20 protein-coding genes are annotated in these 21,438 nt (G+C 63.3%); 7 read left to right on the top strand and 13 right to left on the bottom strand.

Annotated elements, in window-relative coordinates:
- The coding region (locus ACTS1Z_RS03820; protein WP_442623110.1) for a TonB-dependent receptor at positions 1 to 1,312 on the top strand (1,312 nt) is incomplete at its 5' end.
- Positions 1,313 to 1,355: 43 nt separating this feature from the next.
- Here ACTS1Z_RS03820 and phaR read toward each other — a convergent pair.
- Positions 1,356 to 1,910 (bottom strand): polyhydroxyalkanoate synthesis repressor PhaR, encoded by a 555-nt coding sequence (gene phaR, locus ACTS1Z_RS03815; protein ID WP_442623109.1) that lies wholly within the window; start codon positions 1,908 to 1,910, stop codon positions 1,356 to 1,358.
- A 123-nt stretch (positions 1,911 to 2,033) separates the two neighbouring features.
- On the opposite strand from phaR, the gene ACTS1Z_RS03810 reads away from it, so the two are divergent.
- The 5 genes from ACTS1Z_RS03810 (at position 2,034) to kynU (ending at position 7,565) form a co-directional block, all read left to right on the top strand.
- The gene (locus tag ACTS1Z_RS03810; RefSeq protein WP_442623108.1) at positions 2,034 to 2,987 is read left to right on the top strand and encodes an alpha/beta fold hydrolase; all 954 of its coding nucleotides are present in this window, start codon (positions 2,034 to 2,036) and stop codon (positions 2,985 to 2,987) included.
- Positions 2,988 to 3,036: 49 nt separating this feature from the next.
- Positions 3,037 to 4,209, top strand: a complete 1,173-nt coding sequence (locus tag ACTS1Z_RS03805; protein WP_442623107.1) for an acetyl-CoA C-acetyltransferase — start codon at positions 3,037 to 3,039, stop codon at positions 4,207 to 4,209.
- 183 nt (positions 4,210 to 4,392) lie between these two features.
- Positions 4,393 to 5,211 (top strand): hypothetical protein, encoded by an 819-nt coding sequence (locus ACTS1Z_RS03800; RefSeq protein ID WP_442623106.1) that lies wholly within the window; start codon positions 4,393 to 4,395, stop codon positions 5,209 to 5,211.
- A 198-nt stretch (positions 5,212 to 5,409) separates the two neighbouring features.
- Complete coding sequence (locus ACTS1Z_RS03795) at positions 5,410 to 6,336, top strand: alpha/beta hydrolase family protein (protein ID WP_442623105.1); 927 nt, start codon at positions 5,410 to 5,412, stop codon at positions 6,334 to 6,336.
- Positions 6,333 to 7,565, top strand: coding sequence for a kynureninase (gene kynU / locus ACTS1Z_RS03790; protein WP_442623104.1), 1,233 nt, complete (start codon positions 6,333 to 6,335; stop codon positions 7,563 to 7,565). The genes ACTS1Z_RS03795 and kynU overlap by 4 nt, the downstream gene beginning before the upstream one ends.
- Here kynU and ACTS1Z_RS03785 read toward each other — a convergent pair.
- From ACTS1Z_RS03785 to ACTS1Z_RS03760, 6 genes are all read right to left on the bottom strand, one after another.
- On the bottom strand, positions 7,558 to 8,100 hold the full coding sequence (locus ACTS1Z_RS03785; RefSeq protein WP_442623103.1) for a GNAT family N-acetyltransferase: 543 nt from the start codon (positions 8,098 to 8,100) through the stop codon (positions 7,558 to 7,560). The genes kynU and ACTS1Z_RS03785 overlap by 8 nt on opposite strands.
- Positions 8,101 to 8,241: 141 nt before the next feature.
- A complete protein-coding gene (locus tag ACTS1Z_RS03780) occupies positions 8,242 to 8,796 on the bottom strand; it encodes a peroxiredoxin (RefSeq protein WP_442623102.1) in 555 nt (184 codons plus the stop codon).
- A 162-nt stretch (positions 8,797 to 8,958) separates the two neighbouring features.
- Positions 8,959 to 9,717, bottom strand: coding sequence for an ABC transporter ATP-binding protein (locus ACTS1Z_RS03775; RefSeq protein ID WP_442623101.1), 759 nt, complete (start codon positions 9,715 to 9,717; stop codon positions 8,959 to 8,961).
- Between the two features lie 7 nt (positions 9,718 to 9,724).
- A complete protein-coding gene (locus tag ACTS1Z_RS03770) occupies positions 9,725 to 10,525 on the bottom strand; it encodes an MlaE family ABC transporter permease (protein ID WP_442623100.1) in 801 nt (266 codons plus the stop codon).
- On the bottom strand, positions 10,518 to 11,561 hold the full coding sequence (gene alr / locus ACTS1Z_RS03765) for an alanine racemase (protein ID WP_442623099.1): 1,044 nt from the start codon (positions 11,559 to 11,561) through the stop codon (positions 10,518 to 10,520). The genes ACTS1Z_RS03770 and alr overlap by 8 nt, the downstream gene beginning before the upstream one ends.
- Entirely contained in the window at positions 11,554 to 13,191 is a 1,638-nt protein-coding gene (locus ACTS1Z_RS03760; protein ID WP_442623098.1) for an MFS transporter, read from the bottom strand. Before ACTS1Z_RS03760 ends, alr begins: the two co-directional genes overlap by 8 nt.
- A gap of 128 nt (positions 13,192 to 13,319) precedes the next feature.
- Here ACTS1Z_RS03760 and ACTS1Z_RS03755 point away from each other — a divergent pair, with 128 nt between their 5' ends.
- A complete protein-coding gene (locus ACTS1Z_RS03755; protein ID WP_442623097.1) occupies positions 13,320 to 15,248 on the top strand; it encodes a S9 family peptidase in 1,929 nt (642 codons plus the stop codon).
- 431 nt (positions 15,249 to 15,679) lie between these two features.
- Here ACTS1Z_RS03755 and ACTS1Z_RS03750 read toward each other — a convergent pair whose 3' ends face one another.
- The 6 genes from ACTS1Z_RS03750 to ACTS1Z_RS03725 form a co-directional block, all read right to left on the bottom strand.
- The gene (locus ACTS1Z_RS03750) at positions 15,680 to 16,060 is read right to left on the bottom strand and encodes a GFA family protein (RefSeq protein ID WP_442623096.1); all 381 of its coding nucleotides are present in this window, start codon (positions 16,058 to 16,060) and stop codon (positions 15,680 to 15,682) included.
- Between the two features lie 5 nt (positions 16,061 to 16,065).
- On the bottom strand, positions 16,066 to 17,979 hold the full coding sequence (gene cysN / locus ACTS1Z_RS03745; RefSeq protein ID WP_442623095.1) for a sulfate adenylyltransferase subunit CysN: 1,914 nt from the start codon (positions 17,977 to 17,979) through the stop codon (positions 16,066 to 16,068).
- 117 nt (positions 17,980 to 18,096) lie between these two features.
- Positions 18,097 to 19,032 carry a sulfate adenylyltransferase subunit CysD gene (gene cysD / locus ACTS1Z_RS03740; RefSeq protein WP_442623094.1) on the bottom strand — a complete coding sequence of 312 codons (936 nt, stop codon included), beginning with the start codon at positions 19,030 to 19,032 and terminating at the stop codon, positions 18,097 to 18,099.
- An 82-nt stretch (positions 19,033 to 19,114) separates the two neighbouring features.
- A complete protein-coding gene (locus tag ACTS1Z_RS03735; RefSeq protein ID WP_442623093.1) occupies positions 19,115 to 20,335 on the bottom strand; it encodes a bifunctional alpha/beta hydrolase/OsmC family protein in 1,221 nt (406 codons plus the stop codon).
- Positions 20,336 to 20,413: 78 nt separating this feature from the next.
- Positions 20,414 to 21,007 (bottom strand): chloramphenicol phosphotransferase CPT family protein, encoded by a 594-nt coding sequence (locus ACTS1Z_RS03730; RefSeq protein WP_442623092.1) that lies wholly within the window; start codon positions 21,005 to 21,007, stop codon positions 20,414 to 20,416.
- Positions 20,991 to 21,284, bottom strand: a complete 294-nt coding sequence (locus tag ACTS1Z_RS03725) for a DUF423 domain-containing protein (RefSeq protein ID WP_442623111.1) — start codon at positions 21,282 to 21,284, stop codon at positions 20,991 to 20,993. The genes ACTS1Z_RS03730 and ACTS1Z_RS03725 overlap by 17 nt, the downstream gene beginning before the upstream one ends.
- Between the last annotated feature and the right edge of the window lie 154 nt (positions 21,285 to 21,438).

Here is a 21,438-nt window from a genome sequence, read left to right as displayed (position 1 = left end):
CGACCCCGATGCCAATTTCACGACGCTGGAAGCGCATATCTCGCGCCTGCGCTTCGAGCATGATTTCTCGGACAGCCTCTCCTACAATTCGACGCTGCAATATGCCGATTACAACAAATTCTATCAGAACATTTACCCGGTCGGCTTCGACGATGTCGCCAACACCGTCTCGCTGGACGGCTATCGCGACACGACCCAGCGCGAGAATTTCATCATCCAGGGCAATCTGATCTGGCGCGGCAATACGGGCGCGATAGGCCACACGCTGCTGCTCGGCTATGAATATGGCGACCAGCAGACCCAGAATGCGCGCCGCGACATCCTGTTCGCAAACAGCTTGGACGATCAGACGACGATCGGCTTTACGGACCCCCTTACGATCCCGGCCTTCACCTTCCCGCGCTTCGTACGTGCGCGCAATTCGGACGCCGAGTTCTTCTCGGTCTACGCCCAGGACCAGATTGCGATCGGCGAGCATGTAATTGTCGTCGCCGGCCTGCGTTTCGACCGGTTCGAGATCGATGTCGTCGACCAGATCGAGGTGAACGACGGTGCGGCCGACGGCAATGACGGTTTCCTCAGCCGCTCGGACAGCGAATGGTCCCCGCGCATCGGCGTCATCTACAAGCCGCAGGACAATGTCTCGCTCTATGCGAGTTACGCGCGCTCTTTCCTCCCGCGCTCGGGCGACCAGTTCCTGACGCTCTCGCCCACCACGGAGTCGCTCGCGCCCGAACAGTTCGACAATTACGAGATCGGCGTGAAATGGGATCCGCAGCCGGGCCTCAGCCTGACCGCGGCGATCTTCCGGCTCGATCGCGAGAATGGCACGACTCCCGACCCCAACGATCCCGGCAATTCGATCCTGACCGGCAGCCGGACCGAAGGCTTTGAGCTGCAACTGGTCGGCGAGATACTGCCGGGCTGGAGCGTCAATGCCGGCTACAGCTATCTCGATGCGGACGAGCGCGGCCGCGTGGTCGGCGCGGCGCTCGCAAACCGCACGCTCGCCCAAGTGCCCGAGCACATGATTTCGATGTGGAACCATATCGACGTGACCGAGCAATTCGGCATCGGCCTCGGCGTGACCCACCAGTCCTCGCAATTCGCCGCGATCGACAATAGCGTACGGCTGCCGAGCTTCACGCGCTTCGATGCGGCGCTGTTCTACGACATCAGCGAGAATGTGCGCGTGCAGGTGAATGTCGAGAATGTGTTCGACGAGGATTACTTCCCCGCCGCGCACAACAACAACAACATCTCGACTGGCGAGCCGCTGAACGCACGCTTCACCATCCGCGCGAACTTCTAGGATGGGCGATCGGGCAGCGGCGTGATGCGTCGCTGCGCAGCCCCTACTTGCTCAGTTTTTCGATCTGTTCCTGGAGCTGGGCGAGCTGATCCTTCAGCGCCTCGACCTCGGCATCGCGATGGTCGTCTTCCTTCGCAGCCGCACCCGGTTTCATAGACTGCTGGAACGCGCCGGCCGCGGCTTCGAACATCTCCATGTTACGGCGCGCAATCTCGCCGAACGGGCCCGAACCGAGCGCGCCTTCCATCGCATCGCGGAATTTGGCGTGATTGCGCTGAAACGCTTCCATCGACGCTTCGAGATATTGCGGCACCATCGCCGACATGGAATTGCCGTACATCCCGATCAGGTCGCGCAGGAAGCTGACGGGCAGCATGTTCTGGCCGTGGCTTTCCTCTTCCATGATGATCTGCGTCAGCACGCTGCGGGTGATATCGTCGCCACTCTTCGCGTCGATGACCTGGAAGTCCCGCTTCTCGCGGATCATGTCGCCGAGATGATCGAGCGTGATGTAACTGGAGCTTTCGGTGTTATAGAGGCGGCGGTTGGCGTATTTCTTGATGATGACCGTGTCGGAATCGGAAGCGGATTTAGCCATGGCTGTATCTCCAAATGATGCAACCGCTTAGCACCCGGAGATAGTGCACTGCAACACAAACCCCGTCCGTTGCCCCTTTTCCTTGATTTGTTGCGCAGCGAAACCGCAGCATCGCCGGAGCGGATGGCGGCGGCGCTGGACGGGCTCAAAGCCTATCAGGAGGCGGAACGCCCGCCCCCGCCACCCGCCGTTCCGGTTGCCGCAAGAGCGGGCCGCGCCCGGCTGCTCGATTATGGCGGCGACGGACGGGCCACGATCTTCGTGCCGTCGCTGATCAACCCGCCGACCATTCTCGATCTGGCCGAGGACAATTCGCTGCTCCGCTGGCTGAGCGGCGCGGGCGTCCATCCCTATCTCGTCGACTGGGGCGCCCCGACGCCGGACGAGGCGGAGCTGAGCGTGGCCGGTCATATCGAGAATCTGCTGCTGCCGCTGATCGACGCGCTCGACCGGCCGACGCATCTGATCGGTTACTGCCTGGGCGGCACAATGGCGATTGCCGCCGCGACGCTCCGGCCGCCGATATCGCTCGTTACGATGGCGGCGCCCTGGCGGTTCGATGGCTTTCCCGATGAAGCCCGCGATGGTCTGCGCGCGCTCTGGGAGAATGCCGAACCGACGGCGCGGGAAATCGGCGCGCTGCCGATGGAAGTGCTGCAGACCGGCTTCTGGAAACTCGATCCCGCGCGCACGGTGAGCAAGTTCGAGATGTTCGGCCGGCTCGATCCAGACAGCGACAAGGCCCGTGCCTTCGTAACGCTCGAGGACTGGGCGAATGACGGGCCGCCGCTGACCTATGGCGCGGGCCGCGAGCTGGTCGAGGATCTGTTCTGCGCCAACGCGCCGGGCGAAGGCCGGTGGACGGTCGGCGGCAAGGCTATCGATCCAGCCGCCCTCTCCTGCCCGACCCTCGATATCGTTTCGACGAGCGACCGCATCGTGCCCGAAGCGACCGCCGCCCGGACCGGCGAGACGCTGACGCTGAAACAGGGCCATGTCGGCATGGTCGTCGGCGGCCGGGGCCGAACCGCTCTGTGGGGGCCGCTCGCAAATTGGCTTTCGCGGGTGCAGCATTAGGGTTAAGCTGCTCCGCGACTCCGATATATTCAGCGAAAGGTCCCCGGCCATGTCCGATATCGTCATCACCGCCGCCAAGCGCACGCCGGTCGGCAGCTTCCTCGGCGCGTTCGCAACGACGCCTGCCCATGAACTCGGCAAGGTCGCGATAGAGGCGGCGCTCGAACAGTCCGGCGTCGCGCCCGAAGAAGTGTCCGAAGTCGTGATGGGGCAGGTGCTGACCGCCGGCGAAGGGCAGAACCCTGCGCGCCAGGCATCGATGGCCGCGGGCGTGCCGAAGGAAATCCCGGCCTGGGGCGTCAACCAGGTCTGCGGATCGGGCCTGCGTGCGGTCGCCATCGCCACCCAGCAGGTGGCGACCGGCGATGCGACCGTCGTCGTTGCCGGCGGGCAGGAGAATATGTCGCTCTCGCCGCACTGCCAGCATATGCGCAGCGGGACGAAGATGGGGCCGATCGGGCTGGTCGACACGATGATCAAGGACGGCCTGACCGACGTGTTCAACGATTATCATATGGGCATCACGGCCGAGAATCTGGCCGAACGCTATCAGATCACGCGCGATGACCAGGACGCCTTCGCCGCGCTCTCCCAGAACAACGCCGAACGCGCCCGCGCCGACGGCCGCTTCACCGACGAAATCGCTCCGGTGACGGTGACCCATCGCAAGGGCGAAACCGTCGTCGAAGATGACGAATATATTCGCCCGGGCGTGACAGCGGAAAGCCTCGCCGGCTTGCGCCCCGCCTTCAAGAAGGACGGCACGGTCACGGCGGCCAATGCCAGCGGCATCAATGACGGGGCAGCGGCGCTGGTCGTGATGTCCGCGGACGAGGCCGAGCGCCGGGGCGCGCCCGTGCTCGCGCGGATTGCAAGCTGGGCGTCCGCCGGCGTCGATCCGTCGATCATGGGCATCGGTCCCGTCCCCGCCACCAAGCGCGCGCTTGAAAAGGCCGGCTGGTCGATCGGCGATCTCGATCTGATCGAGGCGAACGAAGCGTTCGCGGCGCAGGCGCTGTCGGTCGGCAAGGAGCTTGGCTGGGACCCGGACAAGGTCAACGTCAATGGCGGCGCGATCGCGATCGGCCACCCGATCGGCGCGTCCGGCGCCCGCGTGCTGACGACCCTGCTCTACGAGATGCAGAAGCGCGATTCGCATAAGGGCCTCGCCACGCTGTGTATCGGCGGCGGCATGGGCATAGCGATGTGCGTCGAGCGTTAAGCCCGACCCAAATATTAGCGGCTTTCACCACTATTTTGGACGCATTGGCCGAAATATGGGCACGCGGAACGGATAAACCGTTGAAAATCGAACCTTTCCGATAGTTGGCACGACTTCTGCTTTGCAAGGTGCGTAACCGATAATGATCGGGGCACGGACAGACACAAAGTTTGAGGTTCAGGAATGTTCAAGGAAATCGCTCTCACCGCAGCAGTCGGCCTTCTCGCAGCCGGTTTCGGCGCCGGCGCCATAGGCGGCGGCGCCGATACCGAGGCCGCCGAGGGCCGCATCTATCACTATGTGCGCAGCAACAAGGACGGAAGCGGCGCCGAGAATGTCTATGTCTACCGCGCCGCGGCGAACCGCCTCGAAGTCTACAAGTCGCGCGGCCGCTGTGAAGGCGCGGCCTTCGTGACCGCATGGGTCGACGCTGAGACGGGCCGCGCGGCGGTCATCAATGGCGGGCGGCTGATGCCCGAAGCGCGCCACGAGACGTTCGCGACGATCAGCTATGACGGCGCCGCCACCATGCTGCGCGCCGAGGCCGCCCTGCCCGACCGGATGGTCCGCGAGCAGGTGCGCGTCGAAGAGCCGATCTACCATCTCTACGATTTCGATCTCGCCACTCTGTCGCTTCAGACGATGGCGCTCGACAATCCCCGCGCCGGCTTCTCCTTCGGCCTGCCGCTGATCCGGACCGATGCGCCGGGCGGCCGCCATGTCAGCAATCTCGGCCGCGCAGACGCTGAATATGTCGGCGAGGAAGACTATCGCGGCACCGCCGCGATCCGCTTCGAAGTCGCCGGGCCTGCGCTCGGTGAGAATGGCGGCCCGCTGTGGATCGATGCGGAAACGGGTCATGTCCTCGGTGCGGAATGGGGCGTACCCAACCATGCCGGCATGGACGATTTCGCGCTCCGGCTGGTCGAGACGGACGATGGCGGCGAGGCCGCGTGGCAGAATCTGCTGACCGCCCATTTCGAAGGCTGCGAGACGGCGTAGTTTGTCAGAATTTCGCTAGCGCGAAATCGCGGCACCGGCCCGCTCCCCCTCCCGACCTCCCACAGGGTACACTCAATGGGAGGTCGGGAGGGGGAGCGGGCCGGTACCGCGCTCGACCGACAGGTCGAGTCTGACAAAGTCAAACTCCAAAGCTTCCGGTAATTGCAGCCACCCTCTGTTCACCCTACCATTGCGCGCATGAAAATCACCACTCGCACGGCGCTTGTCGCCTGCCTTGCCGGATTGGCCGCCTGCACGATGCCCGAGGAACCAGCCGAAACCAGCCCCCCACCTGCCGCAGAGACGCAGCCGGACATCATGGCGTGGGACGATCTGTTCGCCCGGCCCAAACCCGAAACCGATATCCGGATCGCCTATGGCGAGGGCGATCTGCAATTTTCCGAACTCTGGCTGCCCGAAGGCGGCGGGCCGCATCCGGTCGTCCTCATGATCCATGGCGGCTGCTGGCAGACCGATATCGCCGAGCGCGACATCATGAACTGGATCGCCGGTGATCTGCGGGACCGCGGCATCGCGGTCTGGAACATCGAATATCGCGGTGTCGATAGTGGCGGCGGCTATCCGGGGACTTACGAGGATGTGATCGCGGCGAGCGATTCGCTGATGGTCAATTGGGAGCGCTATAATCTCGATGTGGATAATATCGTCGCGATCGGCCATTCGGCTGGCGGCCATCTGGCACTCTGGCTTGCCGCCCGGCAATCCGCCTTTACCGGCCAGCCGCTGACCAATCGATATCGGCTCCCGATCGGCACGGTGATCAGCCAGGGCGGTTTACCGGACCTTGAGGCCGGTATGCAGCGCGAAGGCCATCCGTGTGGCACCGAAGCGCCGCGCCAGATGATGGGAGAGCGCCCCGAACTCACGTCCCCGCAACGCATGCCGGCGGCGATGGCGCGCCAGATTCTCGTCAATGCAGAGCGCGACCGGATCGCCCCGCCCGCCTATGCCGAAGCGTACCGCAACGCCAATCTCGCGCGCGACGCGACCAATATCGAGCTGGTCGTGGTTCCGGATGAAGGTCATGTCGAACTGGTGACGCCGGGTACGGCGAGCTGGGAGCGCCAAGTCGCGCTGATCGAAGCGGCGCTGGGCCGGCAATGATATCGCTGGACGACGCTCGCGCGCGCGACGCCGCCGACCCGCTGGCCGGGATGCGCGCGCATTTCTCGCTGCCCGAAAGCGTCATCTATCTCGACGGCAATTCGCTCGGCGCCCTTCCCGAAGCGACGATCGCCGCGCAGCAGGACGCGGTCGAGCGGCAATGGGGCGCTGACCTGATCCGCAGCTGGAACAGCAATGACTGGATCGGCGCGCCGCAGCGGATCGGCGCGAAGATCGCGCCGCTGATCGGGGCAAAGCCCCATGAAGTGATCGTGACGGACTCGGTCTCGGTCAACCTCTTCAAGCTGATCGTCGCCGCAACGCAGATCCGGCCGGATCGATCGCAGATCCTGACCGAGCCCGGCAATTTCCCGACCGATCTCTACACAGCCGAAGGCGCATCCGGCGTTCTGCCCGACCATGTCGTTCATACCGAACAGGCCGGCGATCTCGCCGATGCGCTTGGGCCGGAAACGGCGCTGATGATGCTGACCCATGTGCATTACAAGAGCGGCGAACGGCACGACATGGAGGGGCTGACCGAGGCCGCGCATGAAACCGGCGCGCTGACGCTTTGGGATCTGAGCCACAGTGTCGGCGCGATCCCCGTCGATCTCAACGGCTGTGATGTCGATCTGGCCGTCGGCTGCGGCTATAAATATCTGAACGGCGGCCCGGGCGCGCCGGCCTTCCTGTACGTCCGCGAGGATTTGCAGGACGAGTTGCGTTCGCCCCTGTCTGGTTGGATGGGCCATGCGGCGCCGTTCGAATTCCGCGACGACTATGAGCCCGCGCTGGGCGTCTCTCGCTTCCTGTGCGGCACACCGCCGATCCTCAGCCTGTTGGCGCTGGAGACCGGGGTCGCGCTGTTTACCGATATCGATATGAAAGACGTCGCCGCAAAGTCGGCGGCGCTATTCGATCTGTTCGCGGCACGCGTCGAAGAGCGGTGCGGCGACCATGGTCTGGAACTGATCACACCGCGCGATGCAGAGCATCGGGGCAGCCATATCTCCTTCGCCCATCCCGATGGCTGGCCGATCAGCCAGGCGCTGATCGAACGCGGCGTGATCGGCGATTTCCGCGCACCCGATATCCTCCGTTTCGGCCTGACGCCGCTTTATCTGCGCTTCGAGGATATCTGGCAGGCGGTCGAGATACTTGGCGAGATTCTCGACAGCGGCATCTGGCGCGAGCCGCGCTTTGCGGAGAAGGCAGCGGTTACCTGACGACGGGCCGTTCCAACACAACGATCTCCTCGTCCTTGAACTGCGACCGGCGCGTCTCGACAAATCCGAATTTCCCGGCCAGCGCGAGCGACGGCGCGTTGTCCGGGCTGATGATGCATGAATACTTCGGATAATCGAGATTGGCGTCCGCCCAATCGAGTGCCGCTGCCAGCGCCTCGCTCGCATAGCCTTTGCCATGCGCCCATCTGTCGAACACCCAGGCGCCCTCCGGCACATCGGGTAGTGGCGGCTCCATCGCACGCTGGAAATCGCCAAAGCCGAGATTGCCGGCCATGCGACCGCTCGCCTTTTCCTCGACGATCCACATGCCGTAGCCGAGCAGGGCCCAGAAGCCCGGTGCGCGGGTGAATTTCTCCCACGCCGCGGTCCGGTCCGTCATGACCCCGCCAACGAAGCGGCCGACATCGGGATCAGCAAGCATCGCGCAGAAGGCGTCGAAATCCTCGCGCCGGAATGTGCGCAGGATCAGCCGCTCGGTTTCGATCCGCGGCGCAATTATCGCCCTGTCGGTCATGCTTGCCCTCCCGCGCCCGCCTTACCGCGCTAACGGCATCGGGCCAAAGAAAAACCCGCACCGGCCGAGGGGGTGGCCGGTGCGGGTCGATATCCGAACCGCGGGGTTTTGGGAGAGAACGCGGTTCAGAAGATGAAGGCGTTAGGCCGCCTGGCGCTGTTCGCCGCGATTGTTGCGCAGCCAAGCCAGAAGCTGTTCCGGATTGGTCTCGACATAGGGATCTTCATCCGTACCGTCGTCGTTGATGCCGGGCTCTTCGAACCAGGCGACGATTTCGCCGTCCTCGACGATAATCGCATAGCGCCAGCTGCGATCGCCGAACCCGAGATGGTTCTTCTTGATCAGCATACCCATGCGGCGCGTGAAATCGCCCGATCCGTCCGGCAGCATCTTGATCTTCTCGACACCGAGATCGAGCGACCATTTGTACATGACGAACGCGTCGTTGACCGAGATGCAGTAGATTTCGTCGACGCCGAGCGCCTTGAAGTCTTCATAGTAGCGTTCGAAGGCCGGGCACTGCTCGTTCGAGCAAGTCGGCGTGAAGGCGCCGGGCAGCGAGAAGATCGCGAAACGGCCGTTCGAGAGCAGCTCGCCGGTCTTCACATCTTCCCAGCGGAACGGATTGTCGCCGCCGACGCTTTCGTCGCGCACGCGCGTCTTGAGGGTAACGTCAGGAACAGTGCGTCCAAGCATGTGTATCAGTCTCCATTGGTGGTTGCGGGCGGAAATGCCCTTGGGTTGTGAGAGGCAAATGCGTACGCCCACCCTCTCGTTCCAATGGATTTGCCAATACAGTCTCAGCGAAAGAATCAATCAAACGAGCGAAATAAATTGAAAGCGCCGATTCGCTCCCGATCAGTCGATCGGTCCGTCCGCTTTCCCCATGACGAACTGATCGACATGCTCGTCGCCCGAGTGGCGCAGATCGCCGACGGGCCCCGACCAGATGATCCGGCCATCGTACAGCATCGCGACGCGGTCCGAGATCTTCTCGACCGAGCCCATGTCGTGCGTGATCGTCAGCGCGGTGATGCCCAGATCGCGCACCAGCTCCAGGATGAGCCGGTTGATGACGTCCGTGCGGATCGGATCGAGGCCGGTCGTCGGTTCGTCGAAGAAGATGATTTCCGGCCGCGGCGCGATGGCGCGCGCCAGAGCCACACGTTTCTGCATGCCGCCGGAAAGCTCGCTGGGCCGGAGCTCGAGCACATCCTCGCCAAGCCCGACGCGCTCCAGATTCTCCAGCGCCGTCGCGCGCATTTCGCGCGCATTGCTGTACCGGCCCTTGGTGAGCGCGAAGGTCACATTGCGCCAGACGGGGAGCGAATCGAACAGCGCACCGCCCTGGAACAGCATGCCGAACTTGGCGCGTATCGTATCGCGATCCGCCTGCGTCATCGCGCACACATCTTCGCCATCGACGAAAATCTGGCCGGCATCGACCTCCATCAACCCGAGGATGCATTTCAGCATGACCGACTTGCCGCTGCCCGAGCCGCCGATGACCGTCATCGATTCACCCGGTTCGACGGCGAAATTGACATCGCGCAGCACATGATTGCTGCCGAAGCTTTTCGAGACGTTGCGCAGCTCGATCTTGGGTTGGCCTGCCATGGTCTCGCTATCCGAATGCCGTCAGCGTGACGATGAGGTTCGAGAGCAGGATCAAGACGAACGCCCCGACAACGGCATTGGTCGTCGCCCGGCCCACGCCCGCCGCGCCACCGCGCGTGGTAAGGCCCGCATAACAGCCCGACAGCGCGATGAAGAAGCCGAACACGCCCGCTTTCACTAGCGACATCATGATATCGTCGAATTCGAGGATATCCGCCGTCATCGTCAGGTAATTGGCCGGGTTGAAACCGAGCTTGTAGATCGAGAGCATATAGCCGCCGAAAATGCCGATGACGTTCGCGATGCACACCAGGATCGGCAGCGTGATGACGCTTGCGAACAGGCGCGGCGCGATCAGATAGCGGTACGGATCGGTGCGCAGCGTCACCATCGCGTCGATCTGCTCCGTCACGCGCATCGTGCCGATCTCGGCCGCCATCGCCGAGGACACTCGGCCCGCAACCATCAGGCCGACCAGCACCGGACCGAGCTCGCGCACCATCGCGATGACGACGATCGCCGGCACCGTCGACTCCGCGTTGAAGCGTTGTCCGCCGGTGTAAATCTGCTGCGCGAGCGCCGCGCCCGTGAAAATAGCCGTCAGCGCGACGACGGGAAGCGACGCCCAGCCGATCTGGAACATCTGCTCGAGCAGCCGCAGCGGATACCAGGGCGGGGTCAGCGCCTTGCGGATCGTCTGCACCGCGAACAACGCGACTCGCCCCACCATACCGAAGGCGGCGATGACGGCCCGCCCGATCGTGGCGAAGAACAGAATCACGGGATTGGGCGCTGTGCTATCACTCATTCCAGACGCGCTGATAGCGGCGGCCGAGGCCGGTAAGCAACTCATATTGCGACAAACCCGATTGCGCCGCGGCGGCCGGCAGGTCGTAATCGATAGCCAGCCAGTCGCCCTCGCCGATTTCCGGTGCGGCATCGACGGATACCGCGATCAAATCCATCGAGACGCGGCCGATGACCGGGCACTCTGCATCTCCGAACCGGGCGATGCCCGTTCCGGAGAAGCCGCGCAGATAGCCGTCCGCATAGCCGATGTTGAGGATCGCCAGCTCCATCGCCCGCTCGGCCGTGAAGGTTGCGTTATAGCCGACACAGTCTCCAGCTTCGATCCGGCGGCGCTGGATGACCTGGGCTTCGGGCAAGGCGACCTGCTTGATATGGGACGCCAGCGCGTCAACCTGCACGCCGCCATAGAGCGACAGGCCGGGGCGGGCCAGATCGAGATGATAGCCCTTGCCCAACGCGATACCGGCCGAATTGGCGAGGCTGATGCGCGCCGCGTCGGTCGCCTCGGACAGCGCGGCCAATGCCGCGCGCTGCCTTTCGTTCATCGCATTGTCCGGTTCGTCGGCGCAGGCGAGATGGCTCATAAGTGTGTCGATCCTTAGGCCATCGAGCAGGCCGTCCCGAACTTCCTGCGTCGAAACCCCGAGCCGGTTCATGCCCGTATCGACCATCACGTCGCACGGTCCGCCCGCCGCCTCGCGCCAGCGCGCGACCTGTTCGGCCGAATTGAGACAGGGCCGCGCCGCGCTCTCCAGCGCCACCGCCATGTCCTCCCGGCGCACCCCATGAAATACGGTCAGCGACATATTCGAACACAGCTCACCGATTTCGGCGGCTTCGGCCCAGGTCGCGACATAGAAATCGCGGCAACCGGCGGCGATCAGCCGCTCCGTGACTGCGCGTGCGCCCAGCCCATAGCCGTCTGCTTTCACGGCCGCACCGCACATCGCCGTGCCGCTCATCCGGTCGAGCGCCTGCCAGTTCTGGGTAAGCGCCTTGCCGTCGAGGCGCAGCCGGAGCGGCGCGTCAGACATCGTCTTCGAAATCGCGCGGCGGACCGGAGGGCAGCCCCCACCAGGCGACGAGCACGCCGAACGCCACGATCACCCATGTGTACCAGAGGCCCGAATAGATATCGCCCGTGCGCGCGACGATGATCCCCGCGATCAACGGCAGGAATCCGCCGAGATAGCCCGCGCCTATGTGGTACGGGATCGACATCGAACTGTAGCGGATCTTCGCTGGAAACATTTCGGCGAGCAGTGCCGCGACCGAGCCGTAGGTCAGCGCCGAGAGCGCCGCCGACACAAGCAGCAGCGCGAAGATGCCGACTATGTTGATGAAGGGCGGCGTCTGGCGCGCGAAATCGAAACCGTAGTCGCTGAGCGCCGCCTGTATACCGTCACGCCGCGCCATGCCGTCGGTCAGCCATTCGTCGGTAATCTCGACCGCTTCTCCGCCGACCGTCAGCCCCAGCGTATCGCCGGACTGTAGGTCGTAGCGTACGCCGCTCGACGTCAGCGTTTCGAGTATCCGGCCGCATTCGGTCTGTTCGCTGCCGAACAGTTCGGCAAACGGATCGGTCGTGCATTCGGGGCCGGTCACGACGACGGGGTTCTCCGCCGCCGCCCGCGCGAGCCCGGGATTGGCGAGACTGCCCATGCCCCAGAAGATCGGGAAGAGTAGAACGAGCGCCAGCAGCGCCCCGATCATGATCGGCTTCTTGCGCCCGACCCGGTCCGACCATTTGCCGACCATCACGTAGAACAGCATCGACACGAAGCCGGCGGTGAAAAGGATCAGCTCGACCGTCAGCTCATCGACGCGCATCGGTCCGCGCAGGAAGGACAGGCCGGAGAAGAAGGCCGTGTACCAGATTGTCGTCAGCACGCCCGTGACGCCGAACAGCGCGACGAAGATGCGTTTCTTGTTGCCCGGATAGCGAAAGCTTTCCGTAAACGGGTTCGCCGATGTCTCGCCGGCCTCCTTCATCGCCTTGAACACCGGGCTTTCGGAGAGTTTAAAGCGCATCCAGAGCGAAATGACGAGCAGGATGATCGACAGCAGGAACGGTACGCGCCAGCCCCAGGCGGCGAAATCGTCGGCCGGGATCAGGAATCGGCAGAGCAGCACGACCGCGATGCTCAGCACGAATCCGCCGACCACGCTCGCCTGGATGAAGCTCGTATAGAAGCCACGCTTTTCCGGCGGCGCATGTTCGGCGACATAGATGGCCGCCCCGCCATATTCGCCGCCCAGCGCCAACCCTTGCAGGATGCGGAACAGGATCACGATGATCGGCGCGGCAATCCCGATCGTCTCCGCGGTCGGAATGAAGCCGACGCCCGCCGTGGCGACGCCCATCAGCGTCACGGTGGCGATGAAGGTGTATTTGCGCCCCAGCCGGTCGCCGAGAAAGCCGAACAGGATCGCCCCAAGCGGGCGAAAGCCGAAGCCGACCGCAAAGCCCGCCCAGACGAGCAGGAGCTGCAACGTCTCGTTTCCGGCCGGGAAAAAGGCCTGGCCGATCAGCGCGGCGAGCGTGCCGTAGATGAAGAAATCATACCATTCGAACACGGTCCCCGCAGACGACGCTGCGATGACGAGGCGGACCTCTTTCTTCGACGGTTCGTGCGACGCGGCATCCGCTGCTACGCTGGCCATAGGGCCTCCCCTCCTGATGTTTGCGCGCCTTATTGAGAGAAAGCGCGACCCACGGCAAGCGGACTGTTCAGGATCGCAGCGGCGCGCCATAAGGCGGACTTGCACTCACCTTCGCCGGAGACACTGTCATGCGTCCGTTCGTTACCGCTCTTGCCGCACTCGCCTTCGCCGCCGCGCCAATCTCGGCGCAGTCGGTATCCGAGCGCACCATCGGTACCGCGACGCTGCAGAACGTTCCGGCGATCCCGGCGGAGGTCGATGCCGCCGTTCAGCGTTTCCAGAACTATCGGAGCGCGGAATTGGAAGCCTGGCTCGCCGACGGGTCTATACTCGTGACGACCCGGTTCGGGAGCACCGATCAGGTGCATCGCATCACCGAGCCGATGGGCACGCGCAGCCAGCTCAGCTTCTTCGCCGAACCCGTGCAGTCGGCGAGTGCGATACCGGGCGAGAACCGCTTTGTGCTTGTGCGCGACACCGGCGGAGACGAGTGGTTTCAGTTCTACGCGATGGGCCTGTCCGGCGAACCGGTCCGGCTTACGGAGCCCGGCACGCGCAACCAGGCGATGGTGTTTTCCGACGACGGATCGCTGATGGTCTGGGTCAGCGCCGGGCGCTCGACCGAATATACCATCCACGCGGCGAACCCCGCCGATCCCGGCAGCCGGCGCACGATCGCGATTTTCGATACGCCGATGTTCCCGAGCGACATCTCTGCGGATGGCGGCACGGTGCTGCTGCAGAACTACCGCTCCAACCGGGATTCGAGCATCTATCTGCTGGACATGGCGAGTGGTGAGGCGACCGAATTTGCGCCGAGCGCCGGAACGGTCGATGAATCGCCGCAGTTCGCCCGTAATGACACTTCGATTCTGGCGATCTCCAATCGCGACAGCGACAATCGCCGGCTGGTGGAATTCTATCGCGAGACGGGTGAGATGAGCCCGGTAACGCCCGAACTGGGCTGGGACGTAGAGGCTTTCGAGCTGTCCGGCGACGGCCGCTACCTCGCCTTCGTTCTCAACGAGGAAGGTTTTTCGCGGGTATGGGTGCAGGATTTCGTCACGTGGCGCGAGTTGCCGCAGCCCGAACTGCCGGACGGCGTGCTGACCGGCATGGAATTCTCGCCCGACGATCAAAGCCTCGCCGTCAGCATGAGCACCGCGACATCGGCGGGCGATGTATGGGCGTGGAACATAGCGGACGGCAATGCCGTGCGCTGGACGCAATCGGAACCGGGCCCGCTCGATCCTGACAGGCTGGCGGAACCCGATCTGATCCGTTTCAGCTCGTTCGACGGGCTTTCCGTGTCCGCCTTCGTGTACCGGCCGACCGGACCGCGCGACGGCGTGCCGACGCCAGTCATCGTCGATATCCATGGCGGACCGGAAAGCCAGTCGCGGCCGAGCTGGAATGCGCGCGCCCAATATTTCGCCGATACTTTGGGCGCGACCGTCATCCTGCCCAATGTGCGCGGTTCGGACGGCTATGGCACCCGCTACCGTGATCTCGACAATGGCCCTCTGCGCGAGGACTCGGTGCGCGATATCGGCGCGCTGCTCGACTGGATCGACGACCAGCCCGATCTCGATTCCGACCGGGTCGCCGTCTACGGCCAGTCCTATGGCGGTTACATGGTTCTCGCCTCGATGATGTTCTATTCCGACCGCCTGGTCGGCGGGATCGAGCGCTACGGGATCAGCGATTTCCGGACCTTCCTGCAGAACACCCAGGATTACCGCCGCGACATGCGGCGCGGCGAATATGGCGACGAGCGCGACCCGGAAATGGCCGCCGTGTTCGAACGGATCGCCCCGATGAACAATCTCGACCGGATCACGAAGCCGATGCTCGTCATGGCCGGCGCCAACGACCCGCGCGTGCCGCTATCCGAGAGCGATCAGGTTGTCGACGGCCTGCGCGAGAATGGCGTGCCGACCTGGTATGTGGTGTTCTCCGACGAAGGCCATGGGTTCCGGAAAAAGCCGAACAACGATCTCCGGCATGCGGTAGAGACGGTGTTCTTGCGGGATTTATTTGAAGGGTCAGCAGACTAACAGGAGGTCGATGAAGCGAACAAACGCAAGAGCTCAGCTATATTTGCGTTTGCGATTATGGCGCATCTCTCTTCGCCGCTCTTGTGACAGAATATGGTCTCGCAGCGGCTCGTCAGAACATTTCCTCCAACCGCCTACGCGTTCAACATCGTGGAGCAACGAACTCTCCGCGATGGCTGCATCGTCCTCGGATAGCCGATCAACGACTTTTAGCGAATGACCCGCTTTGCGTCGCGACTTTTTATTTTCAATCGCTTTTCTCGCCGGTATCGCTTTTCGCGATGCCTTGTCGTTCGCACGATAGTTGTTGCGGCGATCTCGCTTATAGCTGAGCGACTTCTTTTCCTGCGGACTGCGAAGCTTCTTTCTCGGCATAGTGCCAAATATATATGGAGAAGCAGCACTTCTCAACGGTTGGACAGCAAACTCCCCTAAAGCCCCTCCCGCGCCGCCTCCCAATTCCGCCCGTCGAACGCCCGCACCGTTACGTCCAGCCCGTGCCCGTCGTCGAGGGCGCGGTAGTTGACGCTCCAGGCTTCGGGGTGGCTGCGGGGCTGGTAGAAGCTCTTGATGCCGCAATGCTTGCAGAAGATGTGGTTCGCCGCACCCGTGCCGAAGCGATAGGAGGTCAGCGCCTCTTCGCCTGACACGAGAGTGAAATCCTCACGTGGCACGATCAGGTGCAGGAAACCGGTCTTGCTGCACATCGAACAATTGCAGTCGAGCAGCTCGGGGCGCGGCTCGCGGATCAGCGCTTCGAACCGGACCGCGCCGCAATGGCAGCCGCCGGTGACGATCGTGCCCTCCTCCATCCCGGTCAGCTTCCGTTGAACAGCTGCTCGACGATATATTCGGCCGCCTCTTCGGCGCTCATCTCTACCGTGTTGACGCGAATCTCGGCATTTTCCGGCTCTTCATAGGGGCTGTCTATGCCGGTGAAATTCTTGAGCTCGCCGGCCCGCGCCTTCTTGTAGAGCCCTTTGACGTCGCGTTCCTCGGCTACCTCCAGCGGCGTATCGACAAAGACCTCGATGAACTCGCCATCGGGAACCATGCTCCGTACCATCTGCCGCTCGGCGCGGAAGGGGGAGATGAAGGCCGTCAGCACGATGAGCCCCGCATCGGTCATCAGCTTGGCGACCTCGCCGACGCGGCGAATATTCTCGACCCGGTCGGCATCGGTAAAGCCGAGATCGCGGTTCAGGCCGTGACGAACATTGTCGCCGTCCAGCAGGAAGCTGTGCCGCCCCATCGCGTGCAGCTTCTTCTCGACGAGATTGGCGATCGTCGATTTGCCCGAGCCCGATAGGCCGGTGAACCAGAGCAGCTTCGCCTGCTGCCCCTTCTGCTCGGCATGCGCCTCGCGCGTGATATCGACCGCCTGCCAGTGAATATTCTGCGAGCGGCGGAGCGCGAAATGGATCATCCCCGCACCGACCGTCGCATTGCTCAGCCGGTCGATCAGGATGAAGCCCCCGAGATCCGGATTCTCGTCATAGGGCGTGAACGGAACGGGTTTGTCGGTCGAGATATTGCAGACCGCAATGCCGTTCAGTTCCAATGACTTGGACGGCGCCTTTTCCATCGTGTTAACGTTCACCTGATATTTGTCGTCGGTGATCGTCGCGCGCAGCGAATTGGTGCCGATCTTCATCGCGTAGGGGCGACCGGGCAGCATTTCTTCATCCGCCATCCAGACGATCGTCGCCTCGAACTGGTCGGCGACTTCGACCGGCGCGTCGGCGGTGGCGATCACGTCGCCCCGCGAACAGTCGATTTCGTCGACAAGGGTGAGCGTCACCGACTGGCCGGCAATCGCGTGATCGAGATCGCCGTCGCGCGACACGATGCGCTCGACGGTCGATGTCTTGCCCGAAGGCAGTACGCGCACCGGATCGCCGGGCGCGATCCGGCCGCTCGCGATCATCCCGGAAAAGCCGCGAAAATCGTGATTGGGCCGGTTCACCCATTGCACGGGCAGGCGGAAGGGCTGCTGGCGGCGGCGATCGTAATCGAGTCCGACCGTTTCGAGATGATCGAGCAGCGCCGGCCCCTCGTACCAGGGCGTCAAATCGCTCTTCGCGATGATATTGTCGCCCTTCAGGCCAGAAACCGGAATGGCAAGGAAATCCTCGATTCCGATACCCGACGCGAAGTCCCTATAATCCGACACGATATCGTCGAACGCCTGGCGGTCGTAATCGACAAGGTCCATCTTGTTCACCGCGAGCACGATGTTGCGGATGCCGAGCAGGTGGACGAGATAGCTGTGCCGGCGGGTCTGGGTCAGCACGCCCTTGCGCGCATCGATCAGGATCACGGCGAGATCGGCGGTCGAGGCCCCGGTCACCATGTTGCGTGTATATTGTTCATGGCCCGGCGTATCGGCGACGATGAACTTGCGTTTGTCGGTCGCGAAGAAGCGATAGGCGACGTCGATCGTGATGCCCTGCTCGCGCTCGGCGGCAAGGCCGTCGACGAGCAGCGCGAAATCGATATCGTCGCCCTGGGTGCCGACCTGCCTGCTGTCCGCCTCCAGCGCGGCAAGCTGGTCCTCGAAGATCATCTTCGAATCGTAGAGCAGCCGCCCGATCAGGGTGGACTTGCCGTCATCGACCGAACCGCAGGTGATGAAGCGCAGCAGAGACTTGTGCTGATGCTGGTCGAGATAGGCGTCGATATCGTCGGCGGCGAGCGCGTCCGGGCGGTACGAGGTTTCGGCGTCGGCCATAATTCTACTTTGTCATTCCCGCGAAAGCGGGAATCCCGCTTTCTAAATCTTGTGTGGCATGAGACCCCCGCCTACGCGGGGGTTGACGCTTCGGAAAGCTTCGCATTCCGTGGCGCGTCAAAAATAACCCTCCCGCTTCTTCTGCTCCATCGAGGCGCCCTGTCCCTTGTCGATGGACCGTCCCTGGCGCTCCGAACCCGTCGCGAGTAGCATTTCCTGGATGATGGACGGCAGGTCGGCCGCCTCGCTCTCGACCGCGCCGGTGAGTGGATAGCAACCGAGCGTGCGGAAACGGATAGATTTCTCGACCGGCTCCTCGCCGTCTTCGAAGCGGAAGCGCTCATCGTCCGTCATCAGGATCAGCCCGTCGCGCTCGACGGTCGGGCGCGGCGCCGAATAATAGAGCGGCACGATGTCGATATTTTCCAGATGGATATATTGCCAGATATCCAATTCGGTCCAGTTGGAGAGCGGGAAGACGCGGATGCTCTCGCCTTTGTTCTTGCGCGCATTGTAAAGCGACCAGAGTTCGGGGCGCTGGTTCTTCGGATCCCAGCCATGACTTTCATTGCGGAAACTGAAGACCCGCTCCTTCGCGCGCGCCTTTTCCTCGTCGCGCCGCCCCCCGCCGAACGCCGCATCGAAGCGGTGCTCGGTCAAGGCCTGTTTGAGCGGGTCGGTCAGCATCGTTTGCGAATAGAGCGCGGACCCGGTGTCGAACGGATTGATGCCCGCGGCCTCGCCCTCGTCATTGTGATGGACGATCAGATCGAGGCCGTGCTCCTTGGCTGTCCTGTCCCGATGCTCGATCAGCGCCCGGAAGTCCCAGCCCGACGCGATATGCAGAAACGGAAAAGGCGGGCGGCCCGGATAAAAGGCTTTCAGCGCGACATGCAGCATCACCGAGCTGTCCTTGCCCACGCTGTAGAGCATCACCGGCTTTTCGGTCTCGGCGACCACTTCGCGCATGATATGGATCGCCTCGGCTTCGAGACGCTGGAGATGGGTGAGCCGTTCGGGCGTGATTCCGGTCGTGGCTGTCTTCGCGTTCATGGCAGGGCATTTAGGCGTTGTACGCGATCTTGGCGAGTGTCTGTTGATTGCGGGTGTGAAAGCCGAACTTTACGGCGGGCCGCTAGTCGATGCTCGTCCGGTGAATATCGATGCGGTTCTCCAATGTCCGGTGGACCGGGCATTTGTCCGCAATTTCGAGCAAGCGCGCACGCTGCTCCGGCGTGAGGTCGCCGATCAGCTCGATCGCGATGTCCATCACGTCGATCCGGTTCTCGTCATTGTTACAGGTCGCGCAATCGTCGACATGGTCGCGGCTATGCTCGAGCTCGATTTTCACTCCCTGCAGCGGAATGTCCTTGCGCGCCGCGTACATCTGCAAGGTGATCGACGTGCAGGTGCCGAGCGCGGCCAACAACTGGTCATATGGCGTGGGCCCGAGATCATCGCCGCCCAGCTCGGGCGGTTCGTCGACCAGATAGACATGCGGACCGGCCTGTACGCGCTGCGTATAGGTGCCGCCCGCGCTTTCCACGGTTACGATCCCGCGCGGATGGGTTTCGGCCGGCTCCCTTTCACCTTGGACATAGCGCGTCGTCCAGGCGGCGATCAGTCCGGCGACATAGGCCCCAGCGTGTTTGGCGGTCAGCAGATGATCGTAGCCATCGAGCGACATGAAGCTTTTGGGATGCCGCGCCGCCTGAAAGATCAGGCTCGCATTGTCGATGCCGACGACATCGTCGCCCGGCGCGTGCAAGATCAACAGCGCCTTGTTCAGGCCGGCTATCCGCGCTTCCTGCGGCTGGTTCCGGGTCTCCGCCACAAAGTCTCTACTGACCCGGAAAGCGCGGCCTGCGATGTGCACATCGGCCTCGCCGTTCGCTTCCACCGTAGCCAGATCCTCGCCGAGCTGGCCCAGCACATGTTCGACATCGAATGGCGCGCCGATCGTCGCGATGGCTTTCGCTTCCGCGATCCGTTCCGCCGCCGCGATGACGGCCGCACCGCCCAGGCTGTGGCCAATCAGGATCGCCGGCGCCGCGATGTGCTCACGCAGCGCATCGGCCGCAGCGACCAGATCCTCCACGTTCGAGGCGAAGCCGCTATTCGCAAATTCGCCTTCGCTGCCGCCCAGTCCCGTAAAATCGAAGCGAAGGACAGCAATGCCGCGTTCCGCCAGCTCCGCCGACACCTGCGTCGCTGCCCGGCTCTGCTTGGTGCAGGTGAAGCAGTGCGCGAACAGGGCGACGGCAACCGGCGCTCCGCCGCGCGGCAATTCGAGCCGGCCATCCAGCGTCTGTCCGTTCCGGCCGGCGAACTGAAACTTTTCGGTAGTGCGGGGCATGATGTTTCGTCCTTCTTCTGCGAGTCTGTTCGGCGAACAACGTTTGGGCGTTACATACGCTGTTCTCTCCCGCCGCTTTCAAACCAGGTTCAAGATCGCGCAGAGGGTTCGGGCCGATTCCAGGGCACCCGTCTCGCCGGTATCGATTTCCAAATCATAGTCTTGGCCATCGTGCACCCGGTCGAACTGCCATCGCGCCAGGCCGATATCGCGGTCGCCGCGGGTGCGTTCGCGCGCCTCGACGATGTCGAGTGGTGCGCGCAGTCCGACAAAGGAAAGGTCGAAATCGGTGAGCGCGCGCCGATAGGCTTCCGCTTCGCCGCCGCGGAAGAAGACCTCGTCGACGATGATGTTGTTGCCAGCTGAAGCCAGCGCGGCGACGGCCGCCGGTATCCCCCGAAGCATGCGATCGACGACAGGTCCAGTTGTCACTTTGGTGATCGGTGGACCGTCAGCATCCAATGTGCGGAACGTGATGCCGTCCGGGTGATCGAACAGGTGCGCGGGAATCGTGGCGAGAAAAGCGTCCAGCGAGACATGCAAGAATGGCATGCGCGACAACTCTTGTACGGCTTTGGCCAATGTCGACTTGCCGACGCTGCTGACGCCGTTGAGTATGATGATCTTCGGCTGCGAATCCATTCGCTGTGCGCCGCTATCCGCGCAGCGCAACCCAGGCGAGCCACAGCCAGCCGCCGATGAGCAGCGTCCCGCCGATCGGCGTGATCGCGCCGAGCCAGCGCGGCAGGCCCAGCGCCATCAGATAGAGCGTACCCGCAAAGATCAGCCCGCCGGCCACGAACAGCCAGGCGGGGCCGCGGGCATCGAACTGTACGGCAAGCAGCGCCGCGAGCGCATGCGCGAGCTGATATTGCGCGCCGGTTTTCAACCACTCGGCCGCATCGCCCTGCGCCCCGTGCGCGCCGAACGCCCCGGCCCCGACGGCCATCGCGCCCGATAGCGCGGCTAGCGCAACGATCAGGCTCACTCGACCGTCACGCTCTTTGCGAGATTACGCGGCTGATCGACGTCCGTGCCCTTGGCCACCGCCACATGATAGGCGAGCAGCTGCACGGGAATCGCATAGACGAGCGGCGCGATCA

Origin of the sequence: Parasphingopyxis sp. (genome assembly GCF_052168295.1) — a bacterium.
In the GTDB taxonomy this organism is placed as follows: Bacteria; Pseudomonadota; Alphaproteobacteria; order Sphingomonadales; family Sphingomonadaceae; genus Parasphingopyxis.
This window is presented reverse-complemented; position numbering and strand designations above follow the sequence as displayed.